Here is a 25548-nt window from a genome sequence, read left to right on the forward strand (position 1 = left end):
CAAGGTCAATGCTCATGCCCACCAATCTAACCGCAGCTGGCATCGGCATCAAACCGCTGGTGAGCCTGCGCCAACACCCAAAACTGGCAGTGCTAAGCTGCCTCTTGGTGTTGATTGCCAGCCTGCCGATGGTTTGGTTGAAGGGCAAACCCAATTTTAGTAGCGAGGCCGTCATTCAAGTCGCACCGCGCTATATGAAAACCCTCAAAGACGACAATGAGCTCGATTTTCAATCCAACTCGCAATATCGCCAGTTTGTGCAACAACAAATGAGCACCATACTGCGGTTTGACATTTTGTCCGAGGGCATCAAGCGCGCCAATGTGCCTTTTCGCCGCCCCAATGAATCCGAACAATACGCGGTTGATCGCTTTAAAAATATGTTGACGGTATCTGCAGTCCCCGATACCTATATGGTGCGAGTGGCAATGTATGGCACTGATAAATCAAATATGGCGCAACTGATCAATAGTGTTGTCACTGTTTATTTAGACCGCGCACGCACAGAACAAGTATTTGGCCGCGATGACCGAATCCAAAAATTGCAAGAGCGTCAAAACGAATTACTTCAACTTATTGACACCAAATCAGAACGTCGCAACCAAATTGCTGGTGAATTGGGCGTAGCGACTTTTTCAGCGGAAGCGGGCAACCCTTACGACAAAGCCATTGAGCGACTCCGCGAAGCGCTCGCCGAAGCCAAAGTCAAACGCTTTACAGCCGAAGCGAATGAAAAAGCGTTCCATCAACACGGCGATACCGACCCCAATGTTCGCTCCATTATGGAGAGCGTCGCTGTAGACCCGGGACTCAACAGCCTCAAAGCCAGCCTCAATAATCGCCGTGCGATATTGGTTTCCGGCATGGCGGGATTAACCGCCAAGCATCCAGGTTATGAGCAAAGCCAAATCGAATTAAGTGATATCGACAACGAGCTCAATCGGCAAACAGATAAACTCACCAGCTCGGTACGCCGTAATATTGAAAGTCGCTTTTCGACCGCGAGCACGCAAGCCAAACAACTTGAATCCCAACTGCAGGGCGAACTGGCTGAACAAGAAAAATCACGCGGTCATTACGCTACCCAATTTAAAGAAGCGAACGATATTTCAGGCCAGATCGAGCAAACGCGCAAGGAAGTAGAATCGATCCAAGATCGGCTCAACTTTTTTGCTGGTGAAACCAGCTCCTTGGGTTTTGTCCGTCTTGTCAGCGCAGCCCTTCCACCCGAAATCCCACAAGGGCCAGGGCGTAAAAAGCTGCTACTCATCGCGCTTGCTGCGGCGTTGGCGTCTGGTCTTTTGGTGCCTATCTTGCGTGATTTGCTCGACCGAACGATCCACGCCCCCAATGACGTCATCGGTAGTTTTGGTTTTGCACCAGTGGGTTGGTTAATTCGCAGCAAAGATCAGCAAAGCGCCGAATTTTTAGAAGATCAGTTGCGACGCTTAGCCAGTGCCTTGATTCGCGATCAAGACCGCACCCGCATTCGCATCTTCGGCATTACCTCACTGCAACCTGGAGGCGGTGGCAGCATGCTCACTCAACGACTAACGCAAACCTTCCACAGCATGGGCATCTCTGCCTTGGCAGTCGATGCGAACGCATTCAGTCGCGACGCCTATTTCGATCACAGCGAGCAATACACAATTGGCGATACCCTACCCGATCAACTATCCCAATTACAAAGCTTACGCCTCAAAGCCAATGGCCGACACTTGCAGTCGGTCGACAAACTGGGCGAAACATTAGAAAAAATCGCCGAGACATTCCGCTTTGTTTTGGTGGATGTACCCCCCTTATTGGTGAGCGGAGACGCAGAACTCACACTACGCGCCACCCCCGCTATCTTGGCCATTGTCGAAGCCGAAGCACAAAGCCGCGGAGAGGTCGCGCGCGCGGCTCGCTTACTCCAAGGATTAGATCCTGCCTCCATCGGCGTCGTCGTGAATCAAGTTCGCCCACTCGACGGTGGCGGCTATGTACGCGACTTAATGACCGAATTTACCGAGGGGCGCAAAACAAGCAAAACGAACCTACTCAGACAACTGTGGCTGACCGCAAAAATCATTGGGCAAGCCAGTACGAGTCTCATCAAAGACCTTGGCCAGCTTTTGCGTTTAAAAAGGAAAGCTTCAAATGAAACTCACTGACCTGATTGATCGAATCTACGTGATTAATTTACCAGAGCGCCTTGATCGAAAAGCGCAAATCAGCAGCGAATTAAAAGTACAGGGTATTGACTGGGAGGCCAATCAAGTCATTTGCTGGCCAGCAATACGTCCGGACTCGGCTGCCGACTTTCCGACCTTAGGCGCACACGGCTGTTTTCTTAGCCATCTGGCCGCACTCGAGGATGCTCTCAGCCTTACACAAGGCTGGATTCTCATCTTGGAAGACGATGCGGTACTTTTACCTCAATTACAGGCCGCACTGCCCGAACTAGCCGCACTCATCACGAATGAACAAGCCGATTTAATTTACCTTGGTAGTTGTCAGCAACAAGACCAATTGCCACATGTTTCCCTATTTGCGCCGAGCCAACACCCCATTGTCGGCGCTCATGCGTATATGGTTTCTCGGGCTTTTTTAAGCGAACTCATCCCTTATTTACAAGCTTGTCTGATTCGCCCAGCGGGGCATCCATTAGGCGGGCGCTTGCATTTTGATGGCGCATTAAGTTTATTTCGGCAATTTAACCCAAACTGCCGCACTTGGCTGGCGCAACACAATTTGATTGAACAGCGTTTTTCCCGTAGCGATATCCAGCCACATTGGTGGTACGACCAGTGGCCGATTATTCGCCAATTCGCCGCATGGGCTAGGCAATTCAAACAGCATCAACGTCACATGACAATCAAACTCTAGGAGAACATCATGAAATACTACGGCTTTGTGCGACAAGAAATCGCCCCCATGCTTCCTGATCACGCGCCACGTGTCCTCGAAGTTGGTTGCGGCAATGGTGCAACACTTGCTTGGCTGAAAGCCACCGGCCGCTGCCAAGAAACCGTCGGACTTGAATATAGCCATGACGCAAGCGAGATAGCCAGAACACAACTCGATCAAGTCATCGAAGGCGATGCAGAACAATTTGAACTGCAAACCCTTGGCAAATTTGACCTGATCCTTTGCCTCGATGTCCTGGAACACCTACGTGATCCATGGCAAATGCTCAGAAAACTAAAACAACAACTCAACCCACAAGGCCAAATCATCATCAGCGTACCAAATATTCGCCACCACAGCATCGTACTACCCCTACTATTTCGCGGCCAATGGCAGTACCAAACGGCAGGCATTCTCGACCAAACTCACTTACGATTTTTTACCCAAGAAACAGCACAAGATTTACTCGAGCAAGCCGGATTTGTCGTCAATCAATGCGCAGGTCATGGCCAACAATGGGCCACAAGCCGCTTTTGGCGATGGTTAGGCAAACTCAATTTAGCCAAACCAATTTGCAGCGTTCAATTTATTCTGAATGGCAAAACTTAGACAAGTTGTACCTACCTCAGCCAGTCCCACAGTTAGTCCCACAGTTAGTCCCACACCGACCCTTAGATTGTAAAAAACATCCTTGGATGATCTAATACAAAAAAGGCAAGCAAACCTTTATTTATCAATGAATTAATAAACGATAACGAATTTTATAGTACACTACGCTGGAGCACATCGCCCGCTCCAAATATAATAAAAAAGCCAAAGTGCAAATGCACTTTGGCTTTTTTATTATATTTCAGCATCACGATGCTATCGTGCAATATCGACCATGAAAACCTTGAAATATCTAAGCGCATATCCTGAGCATATTCAACAACGTGTCATTGCGATGATTTCCGCTCAACAACTCGGGCCGCTACTTGCTCAGCGCTATCCAAATCAGCATGGCATTCAAACCGACAAAATGCTGTATGACTATACGCTTTCAATTAAAAATGAATTCTTAAAAAACGCGCCCGCCATCTCGAAAGTCATCTTTGACAGTAAAATCAAAGACATTCAACATGCCTTGGGCACCCATACGCAAATTTCACGCATTCAAGGCAACAAACTAAAAGCAAAGCATGAAATTCGCATTGCCAGTTTATTTAAAAATACGCCGCCTGAATTTTTAAAAATGATTACAACACACGAGTTGGCACATCTTAAAATCAAAGAGCATAACAAAGCCTTTTATCAGCTATGCCAACATATTGAACCGCAATATATGCAACTTGAATTTGATTTGCGCCTATATCTCACTCACCTAGAGCATCAAGCATCGCTAGCATGACCCATAGATGCCTGAATAAACTCATCCATTGATATACCCGCGTCGGCCAATTGCGCCTGTAAAGACTCCATCAGCTCACGCTTTTTTCTTTGACGGGCAATGCGCTGACTATTGGCGCGCTCTTGCTCCTGCTTCAGGATATGCCAAGTTTCGGTATTGAATAAATCTGCTGCTGAATTCAATTTTTAAATCCACTCCTGTGTTTAATAATGGTGATTATATTAATAACCACGCTTCTGTTTGCGGCGCTTAGCCTTGCTGTTTGGAACGCTCAGCTCAACCGACTTTGGTAAGCTGTCCGCAAGGGCCTGAGCTTCGCTGTCTTTTAATTTAGACTTTTTTGAAAAAAGATGGGTAATACTTTTAATTAAATTCATTTTAAACTCAAAAATAAAACAACAATCATAAAAACCAGCGAGACAGCGTTAACGACAGTTTTTTTCAATAAAAACTGTTTTTTCAGCGATTTCTTGCTCTTTTTGCTTGTATGGCAAGTACTCCATATCCCCGTTTTGGTTACTCACCTGCTTAAATAGCTTCGCCCCTTTCAAAAAGGCCAATCGTTTTTCCGCTGCAGCGCAAGCTTGCTCATCTTTCGCTGGTTTAGCAGGAGCCGGTGATGATACCGCAGTCGGCACCGAAGCTTTAACTGCCACGGTGGATGATGCAACGGCGGCCTTAGGCACTTCAGTAATAATAATTGTTTCTTTAAACCCAAGTGGCTGCGCCTTGGCTTTAGCGGCAGGCGGCGGCTGATCAGAATACACCACCCGACCTGAATCATCTTTCCACTTATACACTTCAGCCTGAGCCCCAACACTTAAAACGCATAAAAACAGAATCAAACCACGCATTATTCCACCTCAATTCATTATGACTCGATCAAAGCGACAAAGTACTCAAGCCTGCTCATTACATTGGGCCAAACCAACAAAATAAAACCTAGCGACACATCATCGCTAGGTTTTTTATCGTTGAGTCAGTTAATTACGCAGCAATGCTTGTATATAACGACGCACACCTTCTTGCACCGTCAAAAACTTCTCAGCATAGCCAGCTTCTCGCAACAAAGTTAAATCCGCCTCAGTAAAACATTGATATTTCCCTTTCAAAGCCTCAGGAAACTCGGTGTACTCTAAGATACCTTGCGCCAACATCTCTTCCAACGTTAACACTGGCAAACCGGCCAATTCACGGCAAGTATTGACCGCAGTAATCGCAATATCATTAAATGGCTGTGAATGCCCTGTGCCGACATTGTAAATGCCGCACACTTCTGGATTATCTAAAAACCACAGATTTACTTTCACTACGTCTTCAACAGAAATAAAGTCACGAGTATGTCCGCCAGCCGGATAACCGCCGTACTCTCCAAATAACTTCACCTTTCCGGTTGCTTGATACTGATTAAAGTGATGAAAAGCCACTGAAGCCATTCTTTCTTTATGCCACTCTCGTGAACCATATACATTAAAATAACGGAAGCCCGCAACTTGCGCGGTTATTTCACCGTTGGCAATTCGTTCACGTAATACTTGATCAAAAAGTAATTTTGAATAGCCATAAACATTAAGTGGACTTTCGCAGTCTGGTGTTTCAATAAAGCCATTATCACCATTGCCATAAGTTGCCGCAGATGAAGCATAAAGAAATTGCACTTGCTCTGACTGACACCAATCAAACAATGCCAAAGTATATTGATAGTTATTATCCATCATATACTTTCCGTTATGTTCCATTGTATCCGAACATGCACCTTGATGAATAATGGCACTAATGGCGCCATCAAAAGCACCTGCAGCTAATTCTTCGATAAAATCATTTTTATCTAAGTAATGCGCAATTTTCAGATCCACTAAATTTTTAAATTTATCGCCACGCGTTAAATTATCCACGGCAATAATATCAAATTCACCACGCTCATTGAGCGCTTTAATAATATTCGAACCAATAAAGCCTGCAGCACCCGTCACAACAATACTCATTTCACACCTCTTTTGATTCGTTTTTTACTCGGCAACACAGCGCCAAAAATAGCCAGGCACCATGCGGCATCCATTGCTCGGTCCAGCGCCAACTATTGGCCATAGTGGCCACTTCCGCCGTTTTAAAGTCGATATCGGCTTCATCATCAAAGCCGCTGGTAATCCCATTACACACCCCGCCCGGTGCATTATAAAACCCCGGTTCATAACGTGGATTATTGCGACCCCAGCCTTGCAACATACAAGCATCATAAGGATTAGCACCTAAGATCCAATCCAGTGCCGACTGACCATATTTGGCGATTTGCGCCGCAAACTCGGCATCATCGGCAAACAAGCACTGCACCTGCGCCGCTGCGGCAACAATCGATGCCAAACGTGCGTTTTCACCCTGCCACCAATACCCTGATTCATTTTGATGCGGAATAAAGAACTGGGTATTGCCCGCTAAGCCATTATGTTTAACATATTGACGCGGATACCCAAATGGATTATTCACGTCCGCATAAGTAATTTTAATCTCAAACGTATAAGCCAAGCGCAGCGCATCTCGGATTGAAGCAAGCCATGTTGACTCTGGCGCCACTTCAATAAAGCGCAACAAAGCGATATACAGCAAACCGGCTTCGGCCGCATGGAAATAGCTTCGCGCACCGAGCTCATCAGCTCGGAACCAACCCTCAGGCTGCTGACGCGCCAAAATTTGCTGCACACGGCGCTCGGCCGCAGCCAAATACACCCCATCGGCAGTCACATCCCACAATTCGGATGCGGCCAATAATGCGCAATAATCATCAATAATATTTTCAGTTTGATCTTCTAAATACGCGAGGTTATGCGCTTCTAAGTGCGCAAATCCACGGCTAGCGGCCAGCAAATAATCCGCCCGACCAAAACACTCGCCATCGCGAGACAATTGCGACGCACGAGCCAATGCCGCAATAGCCATGCCGCCACCTTGTCGGAAAGCGGCTTGATAACTGGCGTATTTATCCCCTTTCTGGGTTTTGTACTCACAAATATCACGCCGATTTTCGTCTTTACTCCACTGATCAAACACCGTCATATAGAAGTAACCGGCTGGATCTTGCATACGAACTAAAAAGTCGGCGCCATGCAACGCTTCATCAACCATGCGTTCGTCAAACCACTTCAACTGCGCGGGCAAACGTGAGTGTCCATCAATTAAATTCCACACCACTTGTGGCGTTTGCTGCGGATTCATATATTGCGAAAAAGCCAAATGCGACAAATATTTCGAGCAATCGCCAGAAGCATCATACCAACCACCGCTCACATCACGGCGCTCTTCTGAGCCCCACTTAGGGCGAGACAAATCCGCTTGATTGTAAATCCCAGTGCAGCGCTGCCCTTTGATGTAATGCACCAGATCAGAAAGCATTTGCCCAGCAAACAAGCCCTCGGCAATGGCAAAGCGATGCGAAACCAAAGGTGGATGCAAATCATCAACCACCACAAAATATTCACCTACGGTGGTTAAGGCTGAAAAATCAGCCCCCCAAAAATGCCAGTTTTTCCACTTGGCAACGCCACCTTGTGGCGTAATTGCACCGCGCAACACCGCTTGGCGCGTATTGGCATCAAACACGGTAAATGTTTTACCAGCCAACTGATCAACAGGCGCTTCAATCAAAGCAACCTTCTCGGCATTTGGGGCAAACCCAAGATGATTAAATAAAAAATTCACAATACAATCCTTTGGCTTTTTAATATTTATTGGTTTGCAACCAGTTTCGGGTAGCGCCGATCATGCCCGCATGATTGCCGGCGCAAGCCAATACCACTTCGGTCATCCCCTGAAAATCAGGCAATAATTGTGCGTCGATTGCCGCATTTAATTCTTTGAGAAACACAGTGCCACGTGCACTTACTCCGCCACCGATTACCACTCGCTCGGGATTAAACGCATAAATTAAGTTTGCAACCCCCGTTGCCAGCAATTTAAACCAGTCTTGCACCACCGGTACAACCGCAAGGTCTTGCTGATCATACGCGGCAAAAACCGCGCGGCCATCAACAAACTGATTGGAACAGCGCTGATTTGCCGCCGACAGCAAGCCACGCATAGAGGCATGATCTTCCCAAACTAGGCCATCAATCTTCATATAGCCCCACTCACCTGCAGCTGCGCGATGGCCCCGATAAATTTGCTGATTTAGCACAATACCGCCACCAATGCCGGTGCCGATGGCAATGGCCAGATAGTGCGCCACACCTTGCGCCGCACCACGCCAACCTTCTGCTAAAGCCACGCAGTTCACATCATTATCAATGCTTACCGGCAAGCCAAATTCTTGAGCCAGAATCGCTTTAGGTGACGTGCCTGCGTAGTCAGGAATGGCTTCAGCGGCACCTAAAATCATGCCGCTATTGACGTCGACCAAGCCAAAGGTACTGATTGCAATACCGCCAAACGTAAACTGTTGCTGTATCTGCCCAACTAATTCGCGCAAGCATTGCACCAAGGCCGCCGATTGCTTAGGCGTATCAACCACCTGCGCCGACAATACCTCGCCATCCCTCGTTACAACACCATACTTAATCTGGGTGCCACCAATATCAAATGCCAATACATTCACTCTGCCTGACTCCAATCAATTTCGCGCCGCCCTTGGCTAGATAAATAAGCATTCACGCTCGAAAAATGCCCGCACCCCAGAAAACCACGGTAAGCCGATAAAGGCGAAGGATGCGCCGAACGTAAAATACAATGCGAAGGACCAATTAAAGGGATCTTCTTTTGTGCATGAGCGCCCCACAACACAAAGACCAATCCTGTTTGCGTTTTAGCCAGATGCGTAATCACCGCATCGGTTAAGACTTCCCAGCCTTTTTTTGCATGAGAGCCCGCCTGATTCGCCTCAACAGTGAGCGAGGTATTGAGTAATAACACGCCTTGTTTCGCCCACCCAGTTAGATTGCCATGCTGCGCCGGGGTTACGCCCAAATCTCGCGCAAGTTCTTGCCAAATATTGCGTAAAGAGGGTGGCGTTTTTACGCCAAATGGTACAGAAAATGCCAAACCATGCGCCTCACCCGCGCCATGATAAGGGTCTTGCCCCAAGATAACGACTTTAACCTCTTCTGGTGAAACCAGTTTTAGGGCATTAAACCAATCGGCTTGCGCTGGATAAATGACTTTTTTTTGCGCTAATTGCCCAGTTAAAAATTGTGTTAATTGTTCAATTTCGGGGCGTTGGCAAGTAGCGGATAAAGCAGACTGCCAAGCCGATGGAATTACAGAATATAAATTCATACACCCAGCTCGCGCAATTGTTGAATATAACGGCGATGATAACGAAATATCATTTTCTCAAAACTATCCAACAACATATTGCGCATAGGCAACCATTTAGCATAAATCACATAACCCGACGCCTGCGAAATGCATTGCTCGATTTGTGCGTTTAATTTTAATAACATTGGAAATTCTTTCGACAAACAAAAAACCACCACACCTTGCTGCCCGATCGGCAAAGCGACTTGAGCATGCCAAGCCACCGATTCTAGCCCCATCACGGCTTCAACCTCATTAGGCAGCGTAACTTTTAATGTTTTAGCCAACCAAAGCAAAGTCAAATCGGTTTTTATTGCTTGTAACGATTGCGAATCATCACTGCCATCATGGGGCAATTCAAAATCAGCCAACACCTGCAAATAACGACACATTTCCCAATCGTTACCCGCTTCATCCTCTAAAGACCAAGCCAATGGTAGTGCTTCGCGCAACAAACAAGGGCCATCAAATGGAGATAATCGCATGCGCCACTTTGATACAATCAATAATGAGACGATTATAACGTGAAGTTTGTGTATTAATGCAAAACAGCGCAAAACAAGCGCACGCTTTCTATGCTAATAAAAAGTAGTAATGCATTTAAGTCGACAATACAAAACCGCCTTGCTTCACCATACAATGTTGGCGTACTTAATTCGCCACCGATGGTGATCGACTTTGGCCGAAGACGATGCACAAATATCTAAATTTCTGGAGTACTGCAATGCTGATAAAAACCACAATTCTTGCAATTGCTTTGTCTGGTGTATTTGCGAGTAGCTTGGCCAATGAAAAACCCCATAAAGCCAAACACGATCCGACACACTGGAGTTACGAAGGAGAATCGGGACCCAGCCATTGGGGCGACATGAAATCTGAATTTAGTTTATGCCGTGATGGAAAACAGCAGTCGCCCATCAACATTACCGAAGCATACAGCCATGATTTAGAGCCATTACAATTTCAATATCGCGACTCAAAAACCAATATTCAAAATAATGGTCACACGATTCAACTCAATTATGATCCCGGTAGTTTTTTAGTCATTGGCAATGACCGCTACCAATTACTGCAATTTCATTTTCACACCCCAAGCGAAGAAGCCGTTGGCGGTCAACGCTACCCGATGGTGGCGCATTTAGTTCATAAAAATGAAGCTGGGCAACTCGCTGTTATTGCCGTACTACTCAATCAAGGCAGCAACGCCCAAGCTATGCTGGCGCAGTTTTGGGATAAATTCCCCAAAAACCATAATGAAACACGCAACTACGATGACATTCGTTACAACATCAACGACTTACTACCCAGCAACCGTCAGTACTGGACCTTTATGGGCTCACTCACCACGCCGCCATGCAGTGAAGGGGTTCGTTGGTTAGTACTAAAAACACCGCAAACACTCTCTGCGGCACAAATCGCCCGCTTTGAACGCGAGTTCCCCATGAATGCACGGCCAATTCAATCGCTGCAGCAACGCGCAATTTTAGAAAGCAATTAGTATTGCCAGCAAAATGATTGAGCGCATAGGTCACATCAACATACTGATGACCATACAGTGCGCATGCAAAAGTTTGCTGGCGAGGCGCCAAAGCCGTAGGCAGCACCCCGAGCACGACAAGAAACAACCTCGAAGCAAGAAAGCTTTTGCTTCATCACTTAGTGATGAAACTATGTGAAAATACGGCACCTTTTACGCCAAACAGATTATTTAGGAATCGCCTTACAATGAAAATTGCAACCTGGAACGTCAATTCACTCAAGGTTCGCTTGCCGCAGGTTTTAGATTGGCTCAATGCAAATCCTGACGTTACTGCACTTTGCTTGCAAGAAACAAAAATGGACGACCCAGTTTTCCCTAAAGAAGAAATCGAAAGCGCCGGTTTTTTTGTCGAATTTGCCGGGCAGAAAACTTATAACGGCGTGGCGATTATCGCGCGCGAAGCAATTTCCGACGTCATCATCAACCTACCCGAATACCCCGACGCGCAAAAGCGCGTCATTACCGCCACGGTGGCAGGCATTCGCCTGATTGGCGCCTATATTCCTAATGGACAAGCTTTAGACTCAGAGAAATTCCCTTACAAAATGGCCTGGCTCGCCGCGATGAAAGCGTTTTTAATTGAGCAAATGGCGCTACATCCCAAGCTGGCGCTACTGGGCGACTACAATATTGCGCCCGAAGACCGTGATGTACATGACATCACCAAATGGCAAGGCGGCAATCTAGTCTCACCTCAAGAGCGGGACATGTTTGCGCAATGGCTCCAATTGGGTTTGGTTGATAGTTTTCGATTGTTTGATCAGCCAGAAAAATCCTTTAGCTGGTGGGATTACCGTGGGTTTTCTTTCAAAAAAAATGCCGGACTGCGTATCGATCACATTTTGCTCTCGCCAGCACTCGCAGCACAATGCACCGCCTGTGAAATCGACATCGAACCGCGCAAAAATGAGCGTCCATCTGACCATACACCGGTTATTGCCACATTAAGCTAAGAGATCACGATGAACAAAGCCAAATTACTTTCAGGCAGCAGCTTGTTTTGTGAGCTCACGCCAAGCGAGCTGGAAAATTTAGCGCAGCAAGCGCAAACCCGACACGTTAAAGCCAAACAAATTATCGTCGCCCAAGGGGTTTGCGGTGATGAGATGTTTGCCGTCATTCATGGTCGCTTAAAAGTCACTCGCAGCAATGAAGAAGGCCGTGAAATTACGCTGGCGATTTTAGAAGGCGGCGAAGTCTTTGGCGAGCTCGCCATGCTCGATGGCGCACCGCGCAACGCCAGCGTCGAAGCGCTTGAAGACGGTGAACTTTTAGTCTTGCAACGTAGCGCAGTCGATCAATACCTTGATCATCACCCGCATGTGATGCGCTCATTAATCACCACACTGTGCGAACGACTCAGAAGCGCCAATGACTTAGTGCAAGACACACTCTTTCTGCCTTTGCCACTGCGACTAGCGAAAATATTACGCCAGTTGGCGCATAACTACGGCCAAGCCAATGCCGATGGCGTACGTATTGATTTAAAAATGACCCAACAAGATTTAGCTAATTTTGTCGGTGCATCGCGAGAAAGCGTCAACAAGCAACTCAGTCACTGGGAAGAAGCCGGCTTTCTTAAAATGAAAAGTGGCTTTATCCAAATCATTCAAATCAATCAATTACCCAGCTAGCCGCTATTAACGGTTACTGGAACTCGGCTCAGATGGCCACTTCGCCAGCGGCTAAACTCAAAACACGTTACGAGCCAACAAAAAAAAGCGACGTCACCAGTGACGCCGCTTTTTTAATGCAAACCCATTTATTTTTGCGCTACTAGCCCATTACTTGGACTTTGCCAGTCATACCCATTCTTCCAAGCGCCATGCACTAAATTAGGATACTCCGCCTTGCCTAAACTACCGTTATAACGGCCCAAGGCGCGAAAATAATCGCCGTTTTCGCGATCCAAATAATGCCGCAAAATGGTACAACCGTAACGCAGATTGGTATTCATATCAAAGAGATTGTGCTCAGCACTGCCAATACTGCGCTGCCAAAATGGCATCACCTGCATTAAGCCACGCGCGCCCACCACACTCACTGCATAACGATTAAAGCCGCTCTCAACATGGATCAAGCCCATGACTAACTGCGGATCAAGCCCCGCCCGCGTGGCTTCGTAATGAATCGCCGTCAGCAATTTACGACGAACAAACTCATCTGGAATTCGTTTTTTGAGTCGCTCAGACATCGCCGACAGCCAAACTTCGGCATCAGCTGGGTTCGCAAAAATTAAGCGCGGCTCCATTCGATCACTAATCGAGCGCTGCAACGTCGTTTGCACCGATGAAGATAAAGTTTCCTCTCTTTGCGCACCAGCCCAAGTCAACAATGGCCAACACAACAAACTCGTAACCAGCAATACGCTGCACTTCACGTCAAACCCCTTTTGTCACAAGATCTTAAGCGAGGGGTATATTCATGCAAATCAGTAAATAAATACACCGCATGAATATACCTAACAAAAATAAATTCTTTGCAAGGCAAAAGTAAATTAAGCTCACCAAGGCAAGCTTAATTTAAGCGCTTACTTATGCCTTCGTTTGCGTTTGAATCCATTCCAGCGCTTCGCTCAGTGCGATTTTTTTCATTTCACCTTCGCGGCGCGCCACATATTCCACCATACCTTCAGCCAATGCTTTATCGCCAATGGTGACGCGATGTGGAATACCAATCAATTCCATATCGGCAAACATCGAGCCCGGACGCTCATTACGATCATCCAGCAAGACATCGACACCGGCCGCAAGCAGCTGGGCATACAATTGATCCGCAGCGGCTTTCACGGCTTCGGACTTGTGGTAACCCACTGCCACAACAGCCACGCTAAATGGCGCCATCGCTGCTGGCCAAATAATGCCTTTGGCATCGTGATTTTGTTCAATCGCCGCAGCAACAATGCGCGATACGCCAATACCGTAGCAACCCATTTCCATGGCTTGCTGGGTGTTTTGCTCAGTCACAAAAACGCAATTCATGGCTTCTGAATACTTAGTGCGCAATTGGAAAATATGGCCGACTTCAATACCACGGCACAATTCCAATACGCCACCCTTGCCATCTGGACACACATCGCCATTCATTACATTGCGAATATCAGCAACGATGTGTGGTTCTGGTAAATCACGGCCAAAGTTCACGCCCGACAAGTGCAATTTTGGCTTATTCGCGCCGCAAATAAAGTCGCTCATCGCCGCAACCGTTAAATCGGCGATCACACGGATATCGGCATTGATGCCGACTGGACCGATAAATCCTGGTGGGCACAATAGCGCGGCACGGATTTCATCATCAGATGCAAATCGGAAATCAGCCATGCCTTCGAGCTTAGCGATTTTCACTTCGTTCAGATTATGATCGCCACGCAGTAACGCCAATACAAATTCACCCGCAACCGTCACCAAAGCAATGGCTTTTACGGTGCGCTCAACGCCAACACCGAGCAAGGCAGCCACATCTGCGCAGGCAGTTTGTTTCGGTGTATCCACCTCAGTCATCGCCGCTGCCGCAGCAGCGCGTGGCGCGCTCGGCGCGAAGGCCTCAGCCAATTCAACGTTAGCCGCGTAATCTGTCGTTGGGCAGTACGCGAGCAAATCTTCACCGGCATCGGCAAGCACGTGAAACTCGTGCGAGCCCGAGCCACCTATTGCACCGGTATCGGCCGCAACCGCACGGAACTGCAGGCCTAGACGGGTAAACACCTTAGAATACGCGCCGTACATCACATCATAAGTTTGTTGCAATGATTCAAAAGACGCATGGAATGAATAGGCATCTTTCATCATAAATTCACGCGCACGCATCACCCCAAAGCGTGGGCGGATCTCATCGCGGAATTTGGTTTGAACTTGATAAAAGTTAGCCGGCAATTGCTTGTAAGAGCGCAATTCGCTGCGCGCAATATCGGTAATCACTTCTTCGTGCGTTGGGCCAAAACAGAATTGACGCTCATGACGGTCGGTGATTTTCAGCATTTGTGGGCCAAAAACATCCCAACGACCGGTTTCTTGCCACAGCTCAGCCGGCTGCACCGCAGGCATCAATAACTCTTGTGCGCCAGCGGTATTCATTTCTGAGCGAACGACCGCCTCCACTTTACGCAACACACGCAAACCCAGCGGCATCCACGTATACAGACCCGAACCCAAACGCTTAATTAAACCCGCACGCAACATCAATTTATGTGAAAGCAATTCTGCTTCAGCGGGCGCTTCTTTTTTAGTAGAAATAAACAGTTGCGAAGTGCGCATAAGAAAATAATTCCGAAAAATAAATCAAATAAAATTGGCCGCGATCGTCCGCGCGCCTAATCCATAGCGCGGCAGCCTAGCCGCAGCAATATCCATTAGTCTTGGCCTTGCTCACTGGCTCGTGCGGCTTCTAATTGCGCAATCTCAGCCGCCTTCATTTCGGCACGCTTGAGCGCTAGCTTGGGCCGCAATATATTCATCATGATGGCATCACGCGCCCACATCAAAAATAACAGCCAGCCCACTAAAATCGCGGCATAAAACATATTATCGGCACGAATCGTGGGTGCGTATTGCACCAGCAATGGATTAATCACAAATTGCACACTACCCAGCACCGCCATCAACAAAACGACAGTCGACATCGCACGCTCTTTAATAAAAGTACCCCGCAGCAATACTCGCTGATCCCAGCGCGTTAGGCCTTGCAACTCAGGTACGTCATCAGGGCGAAAATAAAAGCTCATGCTTTGCATCCATCAATAAATTCATTAAACAAGTCGCCGATTATACAAGCCATCACCAATTCGTCAGCAAAAAATGCAACATCCGAGAGAAGTTCAATGAACTAAAACGCGGCAGCCCATCAAACCTACTGACAATGAGACAAACCATGTGATATCAATACGCCATAAAAAAAGGAGGAGTGCCATGAAAAAATACGCTTTACTCGTAATGAGTGCTTGGATTGGTAGCGCGCTGGCAACCAATACCCCAACGCCCAACAAAGTAAGCACCCCAGAATTAACGCTCTCGATCATGAATCAAGTCATTGCGCCGCAAGTTCAAGCATTACAGACCGCGGCCAATGAATTAAATCAAAACACGGCGGCGCTTTGCCAGCAGCCAAGCGAGGCCAATTTACAGCAAGCGCAACAAGCCTACCTCAGGACATTCAGCGCTTGGCAGCAGATCGGCATTGCACCCATCGGACCGAGCAAGCAGCAACCCACTTCCCGGCTATTTGAAATCCCCGCCCAAAGCACCACCGAGCTCGCTCGGCAAAGTTTAACCATGCCCACCCAGCCAATGAGCGACGGTGAAGCACATTATTATGGCCAGCAGCTTGCCGATGGCTATCTTGGGCTACCTGTCATTGCTGCCGTGTTATTTAACGACACGCCGCCGCTGACTTTGCTGCAGCAAGATTCACTGTGCGCCTATGTCAATTGGCAAGCAAAAACCATATCGCGACAAGTCACTATTTTAAAGTATGAATGGCAAGGTTTAATTCGAGGCGCGGCATATGATATTTCTTACCCCGGGCAATTAATGACCGAATACTTGAAAGCGCTCGAAGCTGGCAGCCAGCGTTTAGCGAGCTTCAAACCGCAAGACAGTGCCAAACCGCATATCACCCAAGAGATTAACGCCAATATCGCAGGGCTTAGCACACTCATCACCGGCGCAAAAGGCATCGGGCTGGATGATTACCTACTATCGCGCCAACACCAAAAGCAATGGAAGAAAACGCAACAGCAGCTCAGCAAATTACAGCAGGCAGGCCAACAATTGGCGCAGCACAATAGCGAGCGCAATGCCAAGCAAGTTAGCGTTGCCGCTCAATTACTAAATGACACCTTACGCACCGACGTAGCCACGGCACTACGCCGCAACTAAACAATTGGGCCAGCAATTATGCTGGCCCAATTACTAGACAAAACCGTATCGAACTTGAATCAATCAAAACGATTCGGCTCAACCCCTTCACTGGCAAACCAATACAACAATAAAATCCAGCCAATAATCGGTAAGAACCAAATCAGCTGCCACCAGCCACTGCGATTGGTGTCATGCAATCGACGAGCACCAACGGCCAACGACGGCAATAGCGTCAATAAAGAAAAAACACCAGAAATAGTCTCCCCAGCCAAGCTCAGCGCCACTCCCGCCAAGAACGTAAACAACACCCACCACCAATATTCAGAACGGACCGCGCGCCCTTTAAAATCAGCGTACTTACTAAAACAAGTGCGGATTGACTCTTCAAACTTCATGATTTTCCCCTTTATGTACAACACCAAAACAACAGCCACAATCGAGTTTGAAGGCCGGACGTATCCGCTATTCCGCCAAGGGTGGCGCCAAAACAGTACGGTTGCCGCTGGTTTCCATGGCACTGACTAAACCCGCTGCTTCCATTTGCTCGATTAAGCGTGCAGCACGGTTGTAGCCAATTCGCATTTGTCTTTGCACGCCAGAAATCGAAGCGCGGCGACTTTTTAGCACCAAGGCAACCGCCTCGTCGTACAAAGGATCAGCCTCTTCGCCCTCTGCGCCACTCGTCCAGCCACTGATGCCATTATCCTCACCCGCCACTGGATGCAACACACCCTCAACATAATTGGGTTCGCCAAGTTGCTTTAAGTATTCAACGACACAATGCACCTCGGCATCATCTACAAACGCACCATGAATCCGCGTTGGATAACCGCTACCGGGCGGCAAGAACAGCATATCCCCCTGCCCTAGCAAAGCCTCAGCCCCCATTTGATCAAGAATGGTTCGACTATCGATTTTGCTCGACACCTGAAATGCCAAGCGCGTTGGAATATTGGCTTTAATTAAACCGGTAATCACATCGACCGACGGGCGTTGCGTCGCCAAAATCAAATGAATCCCCGCTGCGCGGGCTTTTTGCGCCAAGCGGGCGATTAATTCCTCGATTTTTTTACCCGCCACCATCATCAAATCAGCAAATTCATCCACCACCACCACAATCAAGGGGAGGTGTTCTAGCGGCTCGGGATCATCTGGCGTTAAAGAAAATGGATTGGTCAGTTTGCGACCCTTGGCGGCGGCATCAGCGACTTTTTGGTTAAATCCCGCCAAATTACGCACGCCAAGCGCACTCAACAAGCGATAGCGTTTTTCCATTTCGCCGACACACCAATTGAGTGCATTGGCGGCCAGTTTCATATCGGTCACCACCGGCGCCAGCAAATGCGGAATGCCTTCATAAATCGACAATTCCAGCATTTTGGGGTCGATCATAATAAAGCGCACTTCATCGGGCGTGGCTTTAAATAAAATCGACAAAATCATCGCATTCACACCGACCGACTTCCCCGAGCCGGTCGTTCCCGCCACCAGCATATGCGGCGTTTTGGCTAGATCGGTCGCAACGGGTAAACCGGCAATATCTTTACCCAACGCAATGGTAATGGGCGACACTTGCTGCTGGTATTCTGGTGCCGACAAAATCTCGGACAAGCGAATCATTTGCCGCGTTGGATTGGGCAGTTCCAAACCCATACAGGTTTTACCCGGAATCGTCTCGACCACCCGCACGGCGGCAACACCCAGCGAACGGGCAAGATCTTTAGCCAAATTCACCACTTGCGCACCGCGCACGCCCATTGCGGGCTCGACTTCAAAGCGGGTAATTACTGGGCCAGCATAAGCATCAAGCACGCTGACTTTAACTTTAAATTCGGTGAGTTTTTCTTCAATTAAAATACTGCGCTCAAGCAAATCGTCTTGCGTTACGGTTTGAGCACTCACCAACGGTGGGCGCAATAAATCCAGCGGCAAGCACAAACCATTTTCACACGCCCCCCACGCGGCATTGGGCTTAGGGGCAGCTTGAGCAGCACCAAACTCATCCGGGCGCAAAAAGTGAGTAGGACGCACGATGGGCGGCACGGCCAATGGACTTGGCGGTGCAGCGACATCCAGCGTGGGCGGCACCCATGCTGGAGCGACCTGCGGCGGCTCTGGCTCATCGTGCGCCACAACCGGCACTTGCGCGCGGGTAAAACGGTGATCCACTGGCGGCAAGATGGGCGCATCAGACAACAACGGCTCCAGCAATACCTCAGTCGATCTCACTACATGATCCGCCACAGCCCCCACATTCTCTCTCGCAGCAGATGCAGCAGGTATATCCAGCTTCGCGGCATTAGTTATAGGCTGTGGCTCAATACGTTCAGTTTTTCGTAATAAAGTCGGTGGTGCCAATGGGGCTTTGCTTTTGGCTGGCGTTTGAGTGACAAAACCGCCGCCATCTTTATCTAGCTTCGCCACGCGGCTAACGCCCATGCGCCTGGTGGGTGCCACCACTTCGGGTTTGGCATGAATTTCTTGCAAGCGACTGCGAATTTCAGCCACATCGATAATCGGCAACACTTCAGGCGCAGCCTTACTGGGCATTTTCGCCCCTTCGGCAGCTAATTTACGCTGGCTTAACGCTAAATTATGTTGAATTTGTTCCAAGTCGATGGTGGGCAATTCTCGGCGACGTGGCATCGGCGATGGCTGAGCTGTTTGCGAAGCTGTTGCCTGAGTCGCTGGCAATGCTGGCGCAGCGGCCGGTTTTGTCATTGGCGCAGCGCGAACACTGGCAGCAGCAACAGTCTCTTCGTGCAATGATCGTTGATGCAAATCGGCAGCCGGACGTGGCGCGGCACTAGATTCCGCCCGATGAGTCCTCGTTGCTGCTGGATGAACTGAACTTAACAAAGGATCCAACGCGGGCTCTGTTCTTTCCGCTAAGGCCTCAGCATCCACTTCATCCGCATCGCGATGCGTCAGCCCTTTGATTTTACTCACCGCACTTCGCAGCCCCGCCATGCCTTTACTGGCCACATTAACCACCGGCGACAGCGGCAATTCAAATAGTCGATCAATGCCCGGCTTATCAGACTCACCCTGTTCTGACTCAATACGGGCGCGCTCGATGGCAGCTTGCCGCGCCGCGTCATCCATATCACCATCAAGTTGATTATTTAAACGGGTAAACAGATTTTTAATTTTTTTCATTTTTTTCTAAACAGCAGCAGAACGATCTAAAACAACAAAATATTTACGTACCGCTTGAATGACCTCAAAACGACCCACAAAGCCAGCTGGAATGACCGCCGCCTCACCCGCTTTAACGACCACACCCTGATCGTTCTGATCCCATAAGCAGACTTCGCCTTCAATCACGCAAAAGAATTCTTCTTTGTCTGCGGCAAAAGCAATGCGCCACGAGCCAACATCACACGCCCAAATACCACAAGACAATTGATGATCAGCGCTCGTATAGTGCGACCAAGTAGTGCGCTGCGGATTACCGCTTAACAAGCGATCGGCTCTTGGCTGATCAAACGTCGGCAGTACCGGCACATTAAAATGAGTAATCAACACCCGCTCCCCAAACTCAGTAAAACACAGATATCACAGCAAAACGGCAGTACCAAACACTGCGATATGTCACAAATCGGCCATAGCGGCATCAAACCCATGCCGCCGCTAACCGTAATGGTTATTCCAAATCACTCGACCAACCATCTGGGCGCATCAGTGCATTATCAAAGCGTGAATGCATCCCTTGGAATACCAGTGGAATTTTGCCTGTTGGGCCATTCCGGTGTTTACCTAAGATACATTCAGCAATACCTTTAAATTGGCTATCTGGGTTGTAATATTCGTCGCGATACAAAAACATAATCAAGTCAGCATCTTGCTCAATCGCGCCCGATTCACGCAAATCGGACATCATTGGACGTTTGTCGGTACGTTGCTCAACCGATCGGCTTAACTGCGACAGCGCAATAATTGGGCATTTGAGCTCTCGAGCCAAACCTTTGAGCGAACGCGAAATCTCACCCAATTCAGTTGCGCGGTTTTGATCTTTTGCCCCCGAGCGCCCGGCCATCAATTGCAAATAGTCGATCACGATCAAGCCTAGCTGGCCGCCACATTGCCGCGCTAAACGGCGTGATTTGGTGCGAATATCCAAGGCTGTCAACGCGCCGGTTTCTTCAATAAAAATCGGTGCTTCAGAGAGCTTACCAACGGCATGCGTCAGACGCAGCCAATCGTCGTCTTCAAATTTACCGGTTTTGAGCTTATGCATATCGATCTTGCCGACCGAGCCGACCATCCGCATCCCGAGCTGCGCGGCGCCCATTTCCATTGAGAAAATCGCCACCGGCAATTTGCTATCAATGGCGACGTTCTCCGCAATATTGATCGAAAACGCCGTTTTCCCCATCGACGGACGACCGGCAACAATAATCAAATCGCCGCCTTGCAGGCCGGAGGTCATTTTATCCAGATCGATAAAGCCGGTCGCCGTGCCGGTGATTTCAGATGGATTGTCTTGTTGGTACAAATAATCGATGCGCTCGACGATTTCTTTCAAAATTGGTGGCATCGCAAAAAAGCCTTGGCTGCCTTTTTGTGATTGCTCGGCAATCATAAAGACGCGCGATTCGGCCTCGTCGAGTAATTGCTTAGCGTCTCGCCCATTAGGGAAAAACGTGGCATCAGCGATTTCTGTCGCCACGCTGGCGAGCTGGCGCATCACTGATTTTTCGCGCACGATTTCGGCGTAGCGACGAATATTGGCGGCCGAGGGGGTATTTTGTACCAAGGAGCCTAGATAGGCGAGTCCACCGACATACGTCAAATCATTGGTGGTATCGAGCGACTCTTTCACCGTGATCACATCGGCTGGGCGATTGTGCTCAACCAATTTAATAATGGCTTGATAGATGCGGCGATGGTCTTCACGGTAGAAGTCTTGATCACCAATAATATCGGCAATCTTGTCAAAAGCCTGATTGTCGAGCATCAAACCACCGAGTACCGATTGCTCCGCTTCAACCGAGTGCGGTGGAATCCGATATACCGCAGTTTCATCATCGGCATGCGAATTAGCGCGATAGCTCGCTTGCATCTCGTTCACTTGGTCAGGATAATCAATCATTTCTCAATCACAGGGTAGATTAGTTCGCTATTTTACCCCTTCAAAGCCATGCAGTGTTTACGCAAATCAGTTCTTGTCTCCCATTCAGCCCAAGAAATGTTCGATTTAGTCGATCGTGTGGAAGATTACCCACGATTTTTGCCGTGGTGCGGCGGCGTGGAAGTGCACGAGCGCTCCGCTGAGATCTTAGATGTCACCATCAAAATCGAATTTTTAAAAGTCAGTACTTTTTTTCGTACCCGTGACACCAAAACCGAAAACGAAATCGTGATGCACTTTGTCGATGGTCCATTCAAGGCACTCACCGGCGTTTGGCGCTTTATTCCACTGATGGAAGACGCCTGCAAAATCGAGTTTTCGCTGGATTACGAGTTTTCCAATCGCGCTTTGGACGCCATCATCGGCCCAGTTTTTGGCAAAATCACCTCAACCTTTGTTGATGCTTTTGTTAAAGAGGCCGACCGAAAATATGGTTAACACCCGTATCAATCTCTAGCTCTTAAAGTGCAAGGGCTAGAAGCAGATACTCACCTGATAGAAGAAGTGTATGAGTGAATTAATCACCGTTGAAGTGGTTTACGCCACAGCGGCAAAGCAAAAACTATTAAGTCTAAAAGTCCCAAACGGCACAACGGCACAACAAGCCATTGAGCAATCGGGGCTATTGCAAGAATTCCCTGAGATTGACTTAAGCCAGCAAAAAATTGGCATTTTCGCCAAGGCGGTCAAACTCGATACCGTGCTGCGGCATAAAGATCGTGTTGAAATTTATCGCCCACTCATTGCCGACCCGAAAGAAGTCCGCCGCCAACGCGCGCAAGCAGGCAAGGTCATGAAAAAAGGCGGCGGCGACGCGGAGTAACTCACTGGGTAAATCCAAAACCCACGCATTTTGCTTGATCAAGGTGTCTCAACTGCGCTGCAGTTTTCCTTGATCAAGGGCGGCAAATCGGGGCGAGTGCCAAATCAAACCGACCTCAATGCAATATGCTAAAAACCTAATAAAGCAGCGCATTGGCAGTCGAGTTCTCGCCAAAAAACCAGCCATATCAAGCTGACTACCCTTGCCAGCTAAGGGCTGAACGGTGGCGATATACCCCTTGCGGGTATGTCATATCCAGCCTACTATACCCCCATGAGTCAAACCCTGAACCCATTAGCCAGCAACACTTCCATCGATATACCCATCGAGGGCATGACTTGCTCTGCTTGCGCTCAGCGTGTTGAAAAAGTACTCAATCGATTAGAAGGCATTCAAGCGAGCGTCAATTTTGCCAGCGAAACAGCGCAAATTAATAGCAGCCAGCCCAGTATTGAAATCGCCCCCATTATCCAAGCGATTGAACACGCAGGCTACCAAGTGCCGCGCCAGCAGCTTGAACTCCCTATCGAGGGGATGACGTGCAGCGCTTGCGCGCTGCGGCTCGAGAAAGTCCTCAATCGACTGCCCAATTTAAGCGCCCAAGTTAATTTTGCCAATGAAACCGCCCAAATCAGCGCGCCACGTGGGCTGATTGATTTAGATACAGTCAAAGCCAGTATTGAAAAAGCGGGGTTTTCCAGCCCAGCAAGCGCCCCCATCAATACCGCTCCGGCCGCTGAAACGCCGTGGCTGTTTATGACTGCCATCGTTTGCACGCTGCCCTTTTTAATTGAAATGGGCGGCATGCTGTTTGGCCGACACGGCACTTTGCCTTTCGCGGTGCAATTTGCGCTCGCGAGCATAGTGCAATTTATTCCTGGCCTGCGTTTTTATCGCGGCGCTTATTTTGCCCTACGCGGTGGCGCCGCCAATATGGATGTGCTGGTCGCGCTGGGCACGTCGATGGCGTGGCTCTATAGCTGCTGGGCTTGGTATGCTGGGCGCCATGATCTGTATTTTGAAGCCAGCGCAGCGATTATTACCTTAGTCATGCTGGGCAAATGGCTAGAAAGCCGCGCCAAACACAAAACCGCCAGCGCCATTAGCGAACTGCTGGCGCTGCAGCCGCAAACTGCCAGGGTGGAGCGCAATGGACAATGGCTAGAACTGGCGATTGCCAAGATCCAGCAAGGCGATATTTTAATGGTGCGCGATGGTGAAAGCATTGCCGTCGACGGGGTGATTCTCAGTGGCAGCATTGCGGTTGATGAAGCCATGCTGACCGGAGAATCCATCCCCGCCAGCAAAACCATTGGCGACACCGTGTTTGCGGGCACGCGCAGCAGCCAAGGCAGCATTACCATCCGCGCTACCAGCATTGGCAGCGCCACGCAATTGGCGGCGATTATTCGCATGGTGCGCCAAGCGCAAGGCAGTAAAGCACCGATTCAACGACTGGCCGATCAAATCGCCGCCATTTTTGTGCCTGCGGTACTGGGTATTGCCCTCCTGACCTTTATTGCCACTTGGCTGGTGCTACACGACCCAAGCACCGCTTTAATCCACGCCATTGCCGTCTTAGTCATTGCCTGCCCATGTGCGCTAGGCTTAGCCACGCCGACCGCGATTATGGTCGGCGTTGGGCTCGGCGCCAAAAACGGTTTATTGTTTCGCAATGCCAGCGCCTTGGAGTTGGCGAGCCATATCGACACCTTAATCGTCGATAAAACCGGCACTTTGACTGAGGGCCAACCCAAAGTCAGTGCGGTTCAGCTAATTAACGGCACAGAATCTGAGCTTATTTTGCAAGCAGCCAGCATTGAAGCGCATTCGCAACACCCTTTGGCGCACGCCTTAATCAGCGAGGCACAAACTCGGCAACTGACTTTACTGACCGCCAGCGAGATTCACACTGAAGTAGGCCTTGGCATGTCGGCACAGATCGGCACAGATCAATTTAAAGTCGGCCGTCCAGACTGGGTTACGCCGCTCACTGCAGCGCAAACGACGCAACTAGACGCCATGACGCAAGCCGGACAAACCGTCATCGCGCTGGCTAAAAATGATCAACTGGAAGGCTTTATTGGCCTAAAAGACACGCCACGCACCGATGCAAAAGCCGCCGTCAAAGCCTTACAACAGGCCGGCATCAACATTATTATGTTAACGGGTGACAACCCCGCCACGGCAGCAGCGATTGCCAACGAGCTCGGTATTACGACGTTTCAAGCGCAGATGAGCCCCAAAGACAAAGCGGCACTGATCACCCAATTGCAAGCCCAAGGCCGGCATGTGGCCATGGCAGGCGACGGGATTAATGATGCACCGGCATTGGCGGCAGCCAATGTGAGCTTTGCAATGCAAAGCGGCGCCAGCGTGGCGATTGAAACCGCCGACATCACCTTGATGCACAACGATATTGCGCATATTGCTGCCGCCATTAGCCTATCGAAAGCAACCATTCGTAAAATCAGACAAAATTTATTTTTCGCCTTTATTTATAACGCTTTAGGCATTCCCGTTGCCGCTTTAGGCTTACTCAACCCCATTGTTGCTGGTGCCGCAATGGCGATGTCGTCTATTTCGGTGGTGAGCAATGCATTGTTATTAAAACGCTGGAAAAGCTAAGGAGTTGCG

At 48.9% G+C, this 25548-nt stretch carries 26 protein-coding genes; 11 read left to right on the forward strand and 15 right to left on the reverse strand.

Annotated elements, in window-relative coordinates:
* Positions 1–14 precede the first annotated feature (14 nt).
* The 4 genes from HQN60_RS13960 (at position 15) to HQN60_RS13975 (ending at position 4276) form a co-directional block, all read left to right on the forward strand.
* Positions 15–2153 (forward strand): GumC family protein, encoded by a 2139-nt coding sequence (locus tag HQN60_RS13960; RefSeq protein WP_173534234.1) that lies wholly within the window; start codon positions 15–17, stop codon positions 2151–2153.
* Positions 2140–2868: a glycosyltransferase family 25 protein gene (locus HQN60_RS13965; protein WP_173534235.1), complete on the forward strand. Its 729-nt coding sequence runs from the start codon at positions 2140–2142 to the stop codon at positions 2866–2868. The genes HQN60_RS13960 and HQN60_RS13965 overlap by 14 nt, the downstream gene beginning before the upstream one ends.
* A 9-nt stretch (positions 2869–2877) precedes the next feature.
* A complete protein-coding gene (locus HQN60_RS13970; RefSeq protein ID WP_173534236.1) occupies positions 2878–3498 on the forward strand; it encodes a class I SAM-dependent methyltransferase in 621 nt (206 codons plus the stop codon).
* 274 nt (positions 3499–3772) lie between these two features.
* The gene (locus HQN60_RS13975) at positions 3773–4276 is read left to right on the forward strand and encodes a YgjP-like metallopeptidase domain-containing protein (RefSeq protein ID WP_173534237.1); all 504 of its coding nucleotides are present in this window, start codon (positions 3773–3775) and stop codon (positions 4274–4276) included.
* Here HQN60_RS13975 and HQN60_RS13980 read toward each other — a convergent pair.
* The 8 genes from HQN60_RS13980 to HQN60_RS14015 form a co-directional block, all read right to left on the reverse strand.
* Positions 4258–4458 carry a hypothetical protein gene (locus HQN60_RS13980; RefSeq protein WP_173534238.1) on the reverse strand — a complete coding sequence of 67 codons (201 nt, stop codon included), beginning with the start codon at positions 4456–4458 and terminating at the stop codon, positions 4258–4260. The two genes, HQN60_RS13975 and HQN60_RS13980, sit on opposite strands and share 19 nt — an antisense overlap.
* Before the next feature lie 39 nt (positions 4459–4497).
* The gene (locus HQN60_RS13985) at positions 4498–4653 is read right to left on the reverse strand and encodes a hypothetical protein (RefSeq protein ID WP_173534239.1); all 156 of its coding nucleotides are present in this window, start codon (positions 4651–4653) and stop codon (positions 4498–4500) included.
* Between the two features lie 48 nt (positions 4654–4701).
* Complete coding sequence (locus HQN60_RS13990; protein WP_173534240.1) at positions 4702–5130, reverse strand: DUF4124 domain-containing protein; 429 nt, start codon at positions 5128–5130, stop codon at positions 4702–4704.
* Between the two features lie 129 nt (positions 5131–5259).
* Positions 5260–6261 carry an ADP-glyceromanno-heptose 6-epimerase gene (gene rfaD / locus HQN60_RS13995; RefSeq protein WP_173534241.1) on the reverse strand — a complete coding sequence of 334 codons (1002 nt, stop codon included), beginning with the start codon at positions 6259–6261 and terminating at the stop codon, positions 5260–5262.
* 1 nt (position 6262) lies between these two features.
* Positions 6263–7969 carry a glycoside hydrolase family 9 protein gene (locus HQN60_RS14000; protein WP_173534242.1) on the reverse strand — a complete coding sequence of 569 codons (1707 nt, stop codon included), beginning with the start codon at positions 7967–7969 and terminating at the stop codon, positions 6263–6265.
* A gap of 19 nt (positions 7970–7988) precedes the next feature.
* Complete coding sequence (locus tag HQN60_RS14005) at positions 7989–8861, reverse strand: ROK family protein (protein ID WP_173534243.1); 873 nt, start codon at positions 8859–8861, stop codon at positions 7989–7991.
* Entirely contained in the window at positions 8858–9538 is a 681-nt protein-coding gene (gene ung, locus HQN60_RS14010; RefSeq protein WP_173534244.1) for a uracil-DNA glycosylase, read from the reverse strand. Before ung ends, HQN60_RS14005 begins: the two co-directional genes overlap by 4 nt.
* Positions 9535–10044: a hypothetical protein gene (locus tag HQN60_RS14015; RefSeq protein WP_173534245.1), complete on the reverse strand. Its 510-nt coding sequence runs from the start codon at positions 10042–10044 to the stop codon at positions 9535–9537. The genes ung and HQN60_RS14015 overlap by 4 nt, the downstream gene beginning before the upstream one ends.
* A 239-nt stretch (positions 10045–10283) precedes the next feature.
* On the opposite strand from HQN60_RS14015, the gene HQN60_RS14020 reads away from it, so the two are divergent.
* The 3 genes from HQN60_RS14020 to HQN60_RS14030 all read left to right on the forward strand — a co-directional run bounded on the left by HQN60_RS14020 (position 10284) and on the right by HQN60_RS14030 (position 12733).
* Positions 10284–11057, forward strand: coding sequence for a carbonic anhydrase (locus HQN60_RS14020; RefSeq protein WP_173534246.1), 774 nt, complete (start codon positions 10284–10286; stop codon positions 11055–11057).
* 227 nt (positions 11058–11284) lie between these two features.
* A complete protein-coding gene (gene xth / locus HQN60_RS14025) occupies positions 11285–12052 on the forward strand; it encodes an exodeoxyribonuclease III (protein ID WP_173534247.1) in 768 nt (255 codons plus the stop codon).
* Between the two features lie 9 nt (positions 12053–12061).
* Complete coding sequence (locus tag HQN60_RS14030) at positions 12062–12733, forward strand: Crp/Fnr family transcriptional regulator (protein ID WP_173534248.1); 672 nt, start codon at positions 12062–12064, stop codon at positions 12731–12733.
* 128 nt (positions 12734–12861) lie between these two features.
* Here the strand turns inward: HQN60_RS14030 and HQN60_RS14035 are convergent, their stop codons facing one another.
* The 3 genes from HQN60_RS14035 to HQN60_RS14045 all read right to left on the reverse strand — a co-directional run bounded on the left by HQN60_RS14035 (position 12862) and on the right by HQN60_RS14045 (position 15819).
* A complete protein-coding gene (locus HQN60_RS14035; protein ID WP_254456635.1) occupies positions 12862–13479 on the reverse strand; it encodes a lytic transglycosylase domain-containing protein in 618 nt (205 codons plus the stop codon).
* 154 nt (positions 13480–13633) lie between these two features.
* Positions 13634–15352: a proline--tRNA ligase gene (locus tag HQN60_RS14040; protein WP_173534249.1), complete on the reverse strand. Its 1719-nt coding sequence runs from the start codon at positions 15350–15352 to the stop codon at positions 13634–13636.
* A 95-nt stretch (positions 15353–15447) separates the two neighbouring features.
* Positions 15448–15819 carry a hypothetical protein gene (locus HQN60_RS14045; protein ID WP_173534250.1) on the reverse strand — a complete coding sequence of 124 codons (372 nt, stop codon included), beginning with the start codon at positions 15817–15819 and terminating at the stop codon, positions 15448–15450.
* Between the two features lie 184 nt (positions 15820–16003).
* Between HQN60_RS14045 and HQN60_RS14050 the strand changes: the two genes are divergently transcribed.
* The gene (locus tag HQN60_RS14050; protein WP_173534251.1) at positions 16004–16972 is read left to right on the forward strand and encodes an imelysin family protein; all 969 of its coding nucleotides are present in this window, start codon (positions 16004–16006) and stop codon (positions 16970–16972) included.
* A gap of 59 nt (positions 16973–17031) precedes the next feature.
* Here HQN60_RS14050 and HQN60_RS14055 read toward each other — a convergent pair whose 3' ends face one another.
* The 4 genes from HQN60_RS14055 to dnaB all read right to left on the reverse strand — a co-directional run bounded on the left by HQN60_RS14055 (position 17032) and on the right by dnaB (position 22049).
* The gene (locus tag HQN60_RS14055; RefSeq protein ID WP_173534252.1) at positions 17032–17349 is read right to left on the reverse strand and encodes a DUF805 domain-containing protein; all 318 of its coding nucleotides are present in this window, start codon (positions 17347–17349) and stop codon (positions 17032–17034) included.
* A 67-nt stretch (positions 17350–17416) separates the two neighbouring features.
* Positions 17417–20113 carry a DNA translocase FtsK gene (locus tag HQN60_RS14060; protein ID WP_173534253.1) on the reverse strand — a complete coding sequence of 899 codons (2697 nt, stop codon included), beginning with the start codon at positions 20111–20113 and terminating at the stop codon, positions 17417–17419.
* A 6-nt stretch (positions 20114–20119) separates the two neighbouring features.
* On the reverse strand, positions 20120–20482 hold the full coding sequence (locus HQN60_RS14065) for a cupin domain-containing protein (RefSeq protein WP_173534254.1): 363 nt from the start codon (positions 20480–20482) through the stop codon (positions 20120–20122).
* A 118-nt stretch (positions 20483–20600) separates the two neighbouring features.
* Positions 20601–22049: a replicative DNA helicase gene (gene dnaB / locus HQN60_RS14070; protein ID WP_373281531.1), complete on the reverse strand. Its 1449-nt coding sequence runs from the start codon at positions 22047–22049 to the stop codon at positions 20601–20603.
* A gap of 48 nt (positions 22050–22097) precedes the next feature.
* On the opposite strand from dnaB, the gene HQN60_RS14075 reads away from it, so the two are divergent.
* From HQN60_RS14075 to HQN60_RS14085, 3 genes are all read left to right on the forward strand, one after another.
* Complete coding sequence (locus tag HQN60_RS14075) at positions 22098–22526, forward strand: type II toxin-antitoxin system RatA family toxin (RefSeq protein ID WP_173534255.1); 429 nt, start codon at positions 22098–22100, stop codon at positions 22524–22526.
* A gap of 70 nt (positions 22527–22596) precedes the next feature.
* The gene (locus HQN60_RS14080; RefSeq protein ID WP_173534256.1) at positions 22597–22911 is read left to right on the forward strand and encodes an RnfH family protein; all 315 of its coding nucleotides are present in this window, start codon (positions 22597–22599) and stop codon (positions 22909–22911) included.
* A gap of 273 nt (positions 22912–23184) precedes the next feature.
* Complete coding sequence (locus HQN60_RS14085) at positions 23185–25539, forward strand: heavy metal translocating P-type ATPase (RefSeq protein ID WP_173534257.1); 2355 nt, start codon at positions 23185–23187, stop codon at positions 25537–25539.
* Positions 25540–25548: the final 9 nt, after the last annotated feature.

Origin of the sequence: Deefgea piscis (genome assembly GCF_013284055.1) — a bacterium.
Classification (GTDB): domain Bacteria; phylum Pseudomonadota; class Gammaproteobacteria; order Burkholderiales; family Chitinibacteraceae; genus Deefgea; species Deefgea piscis.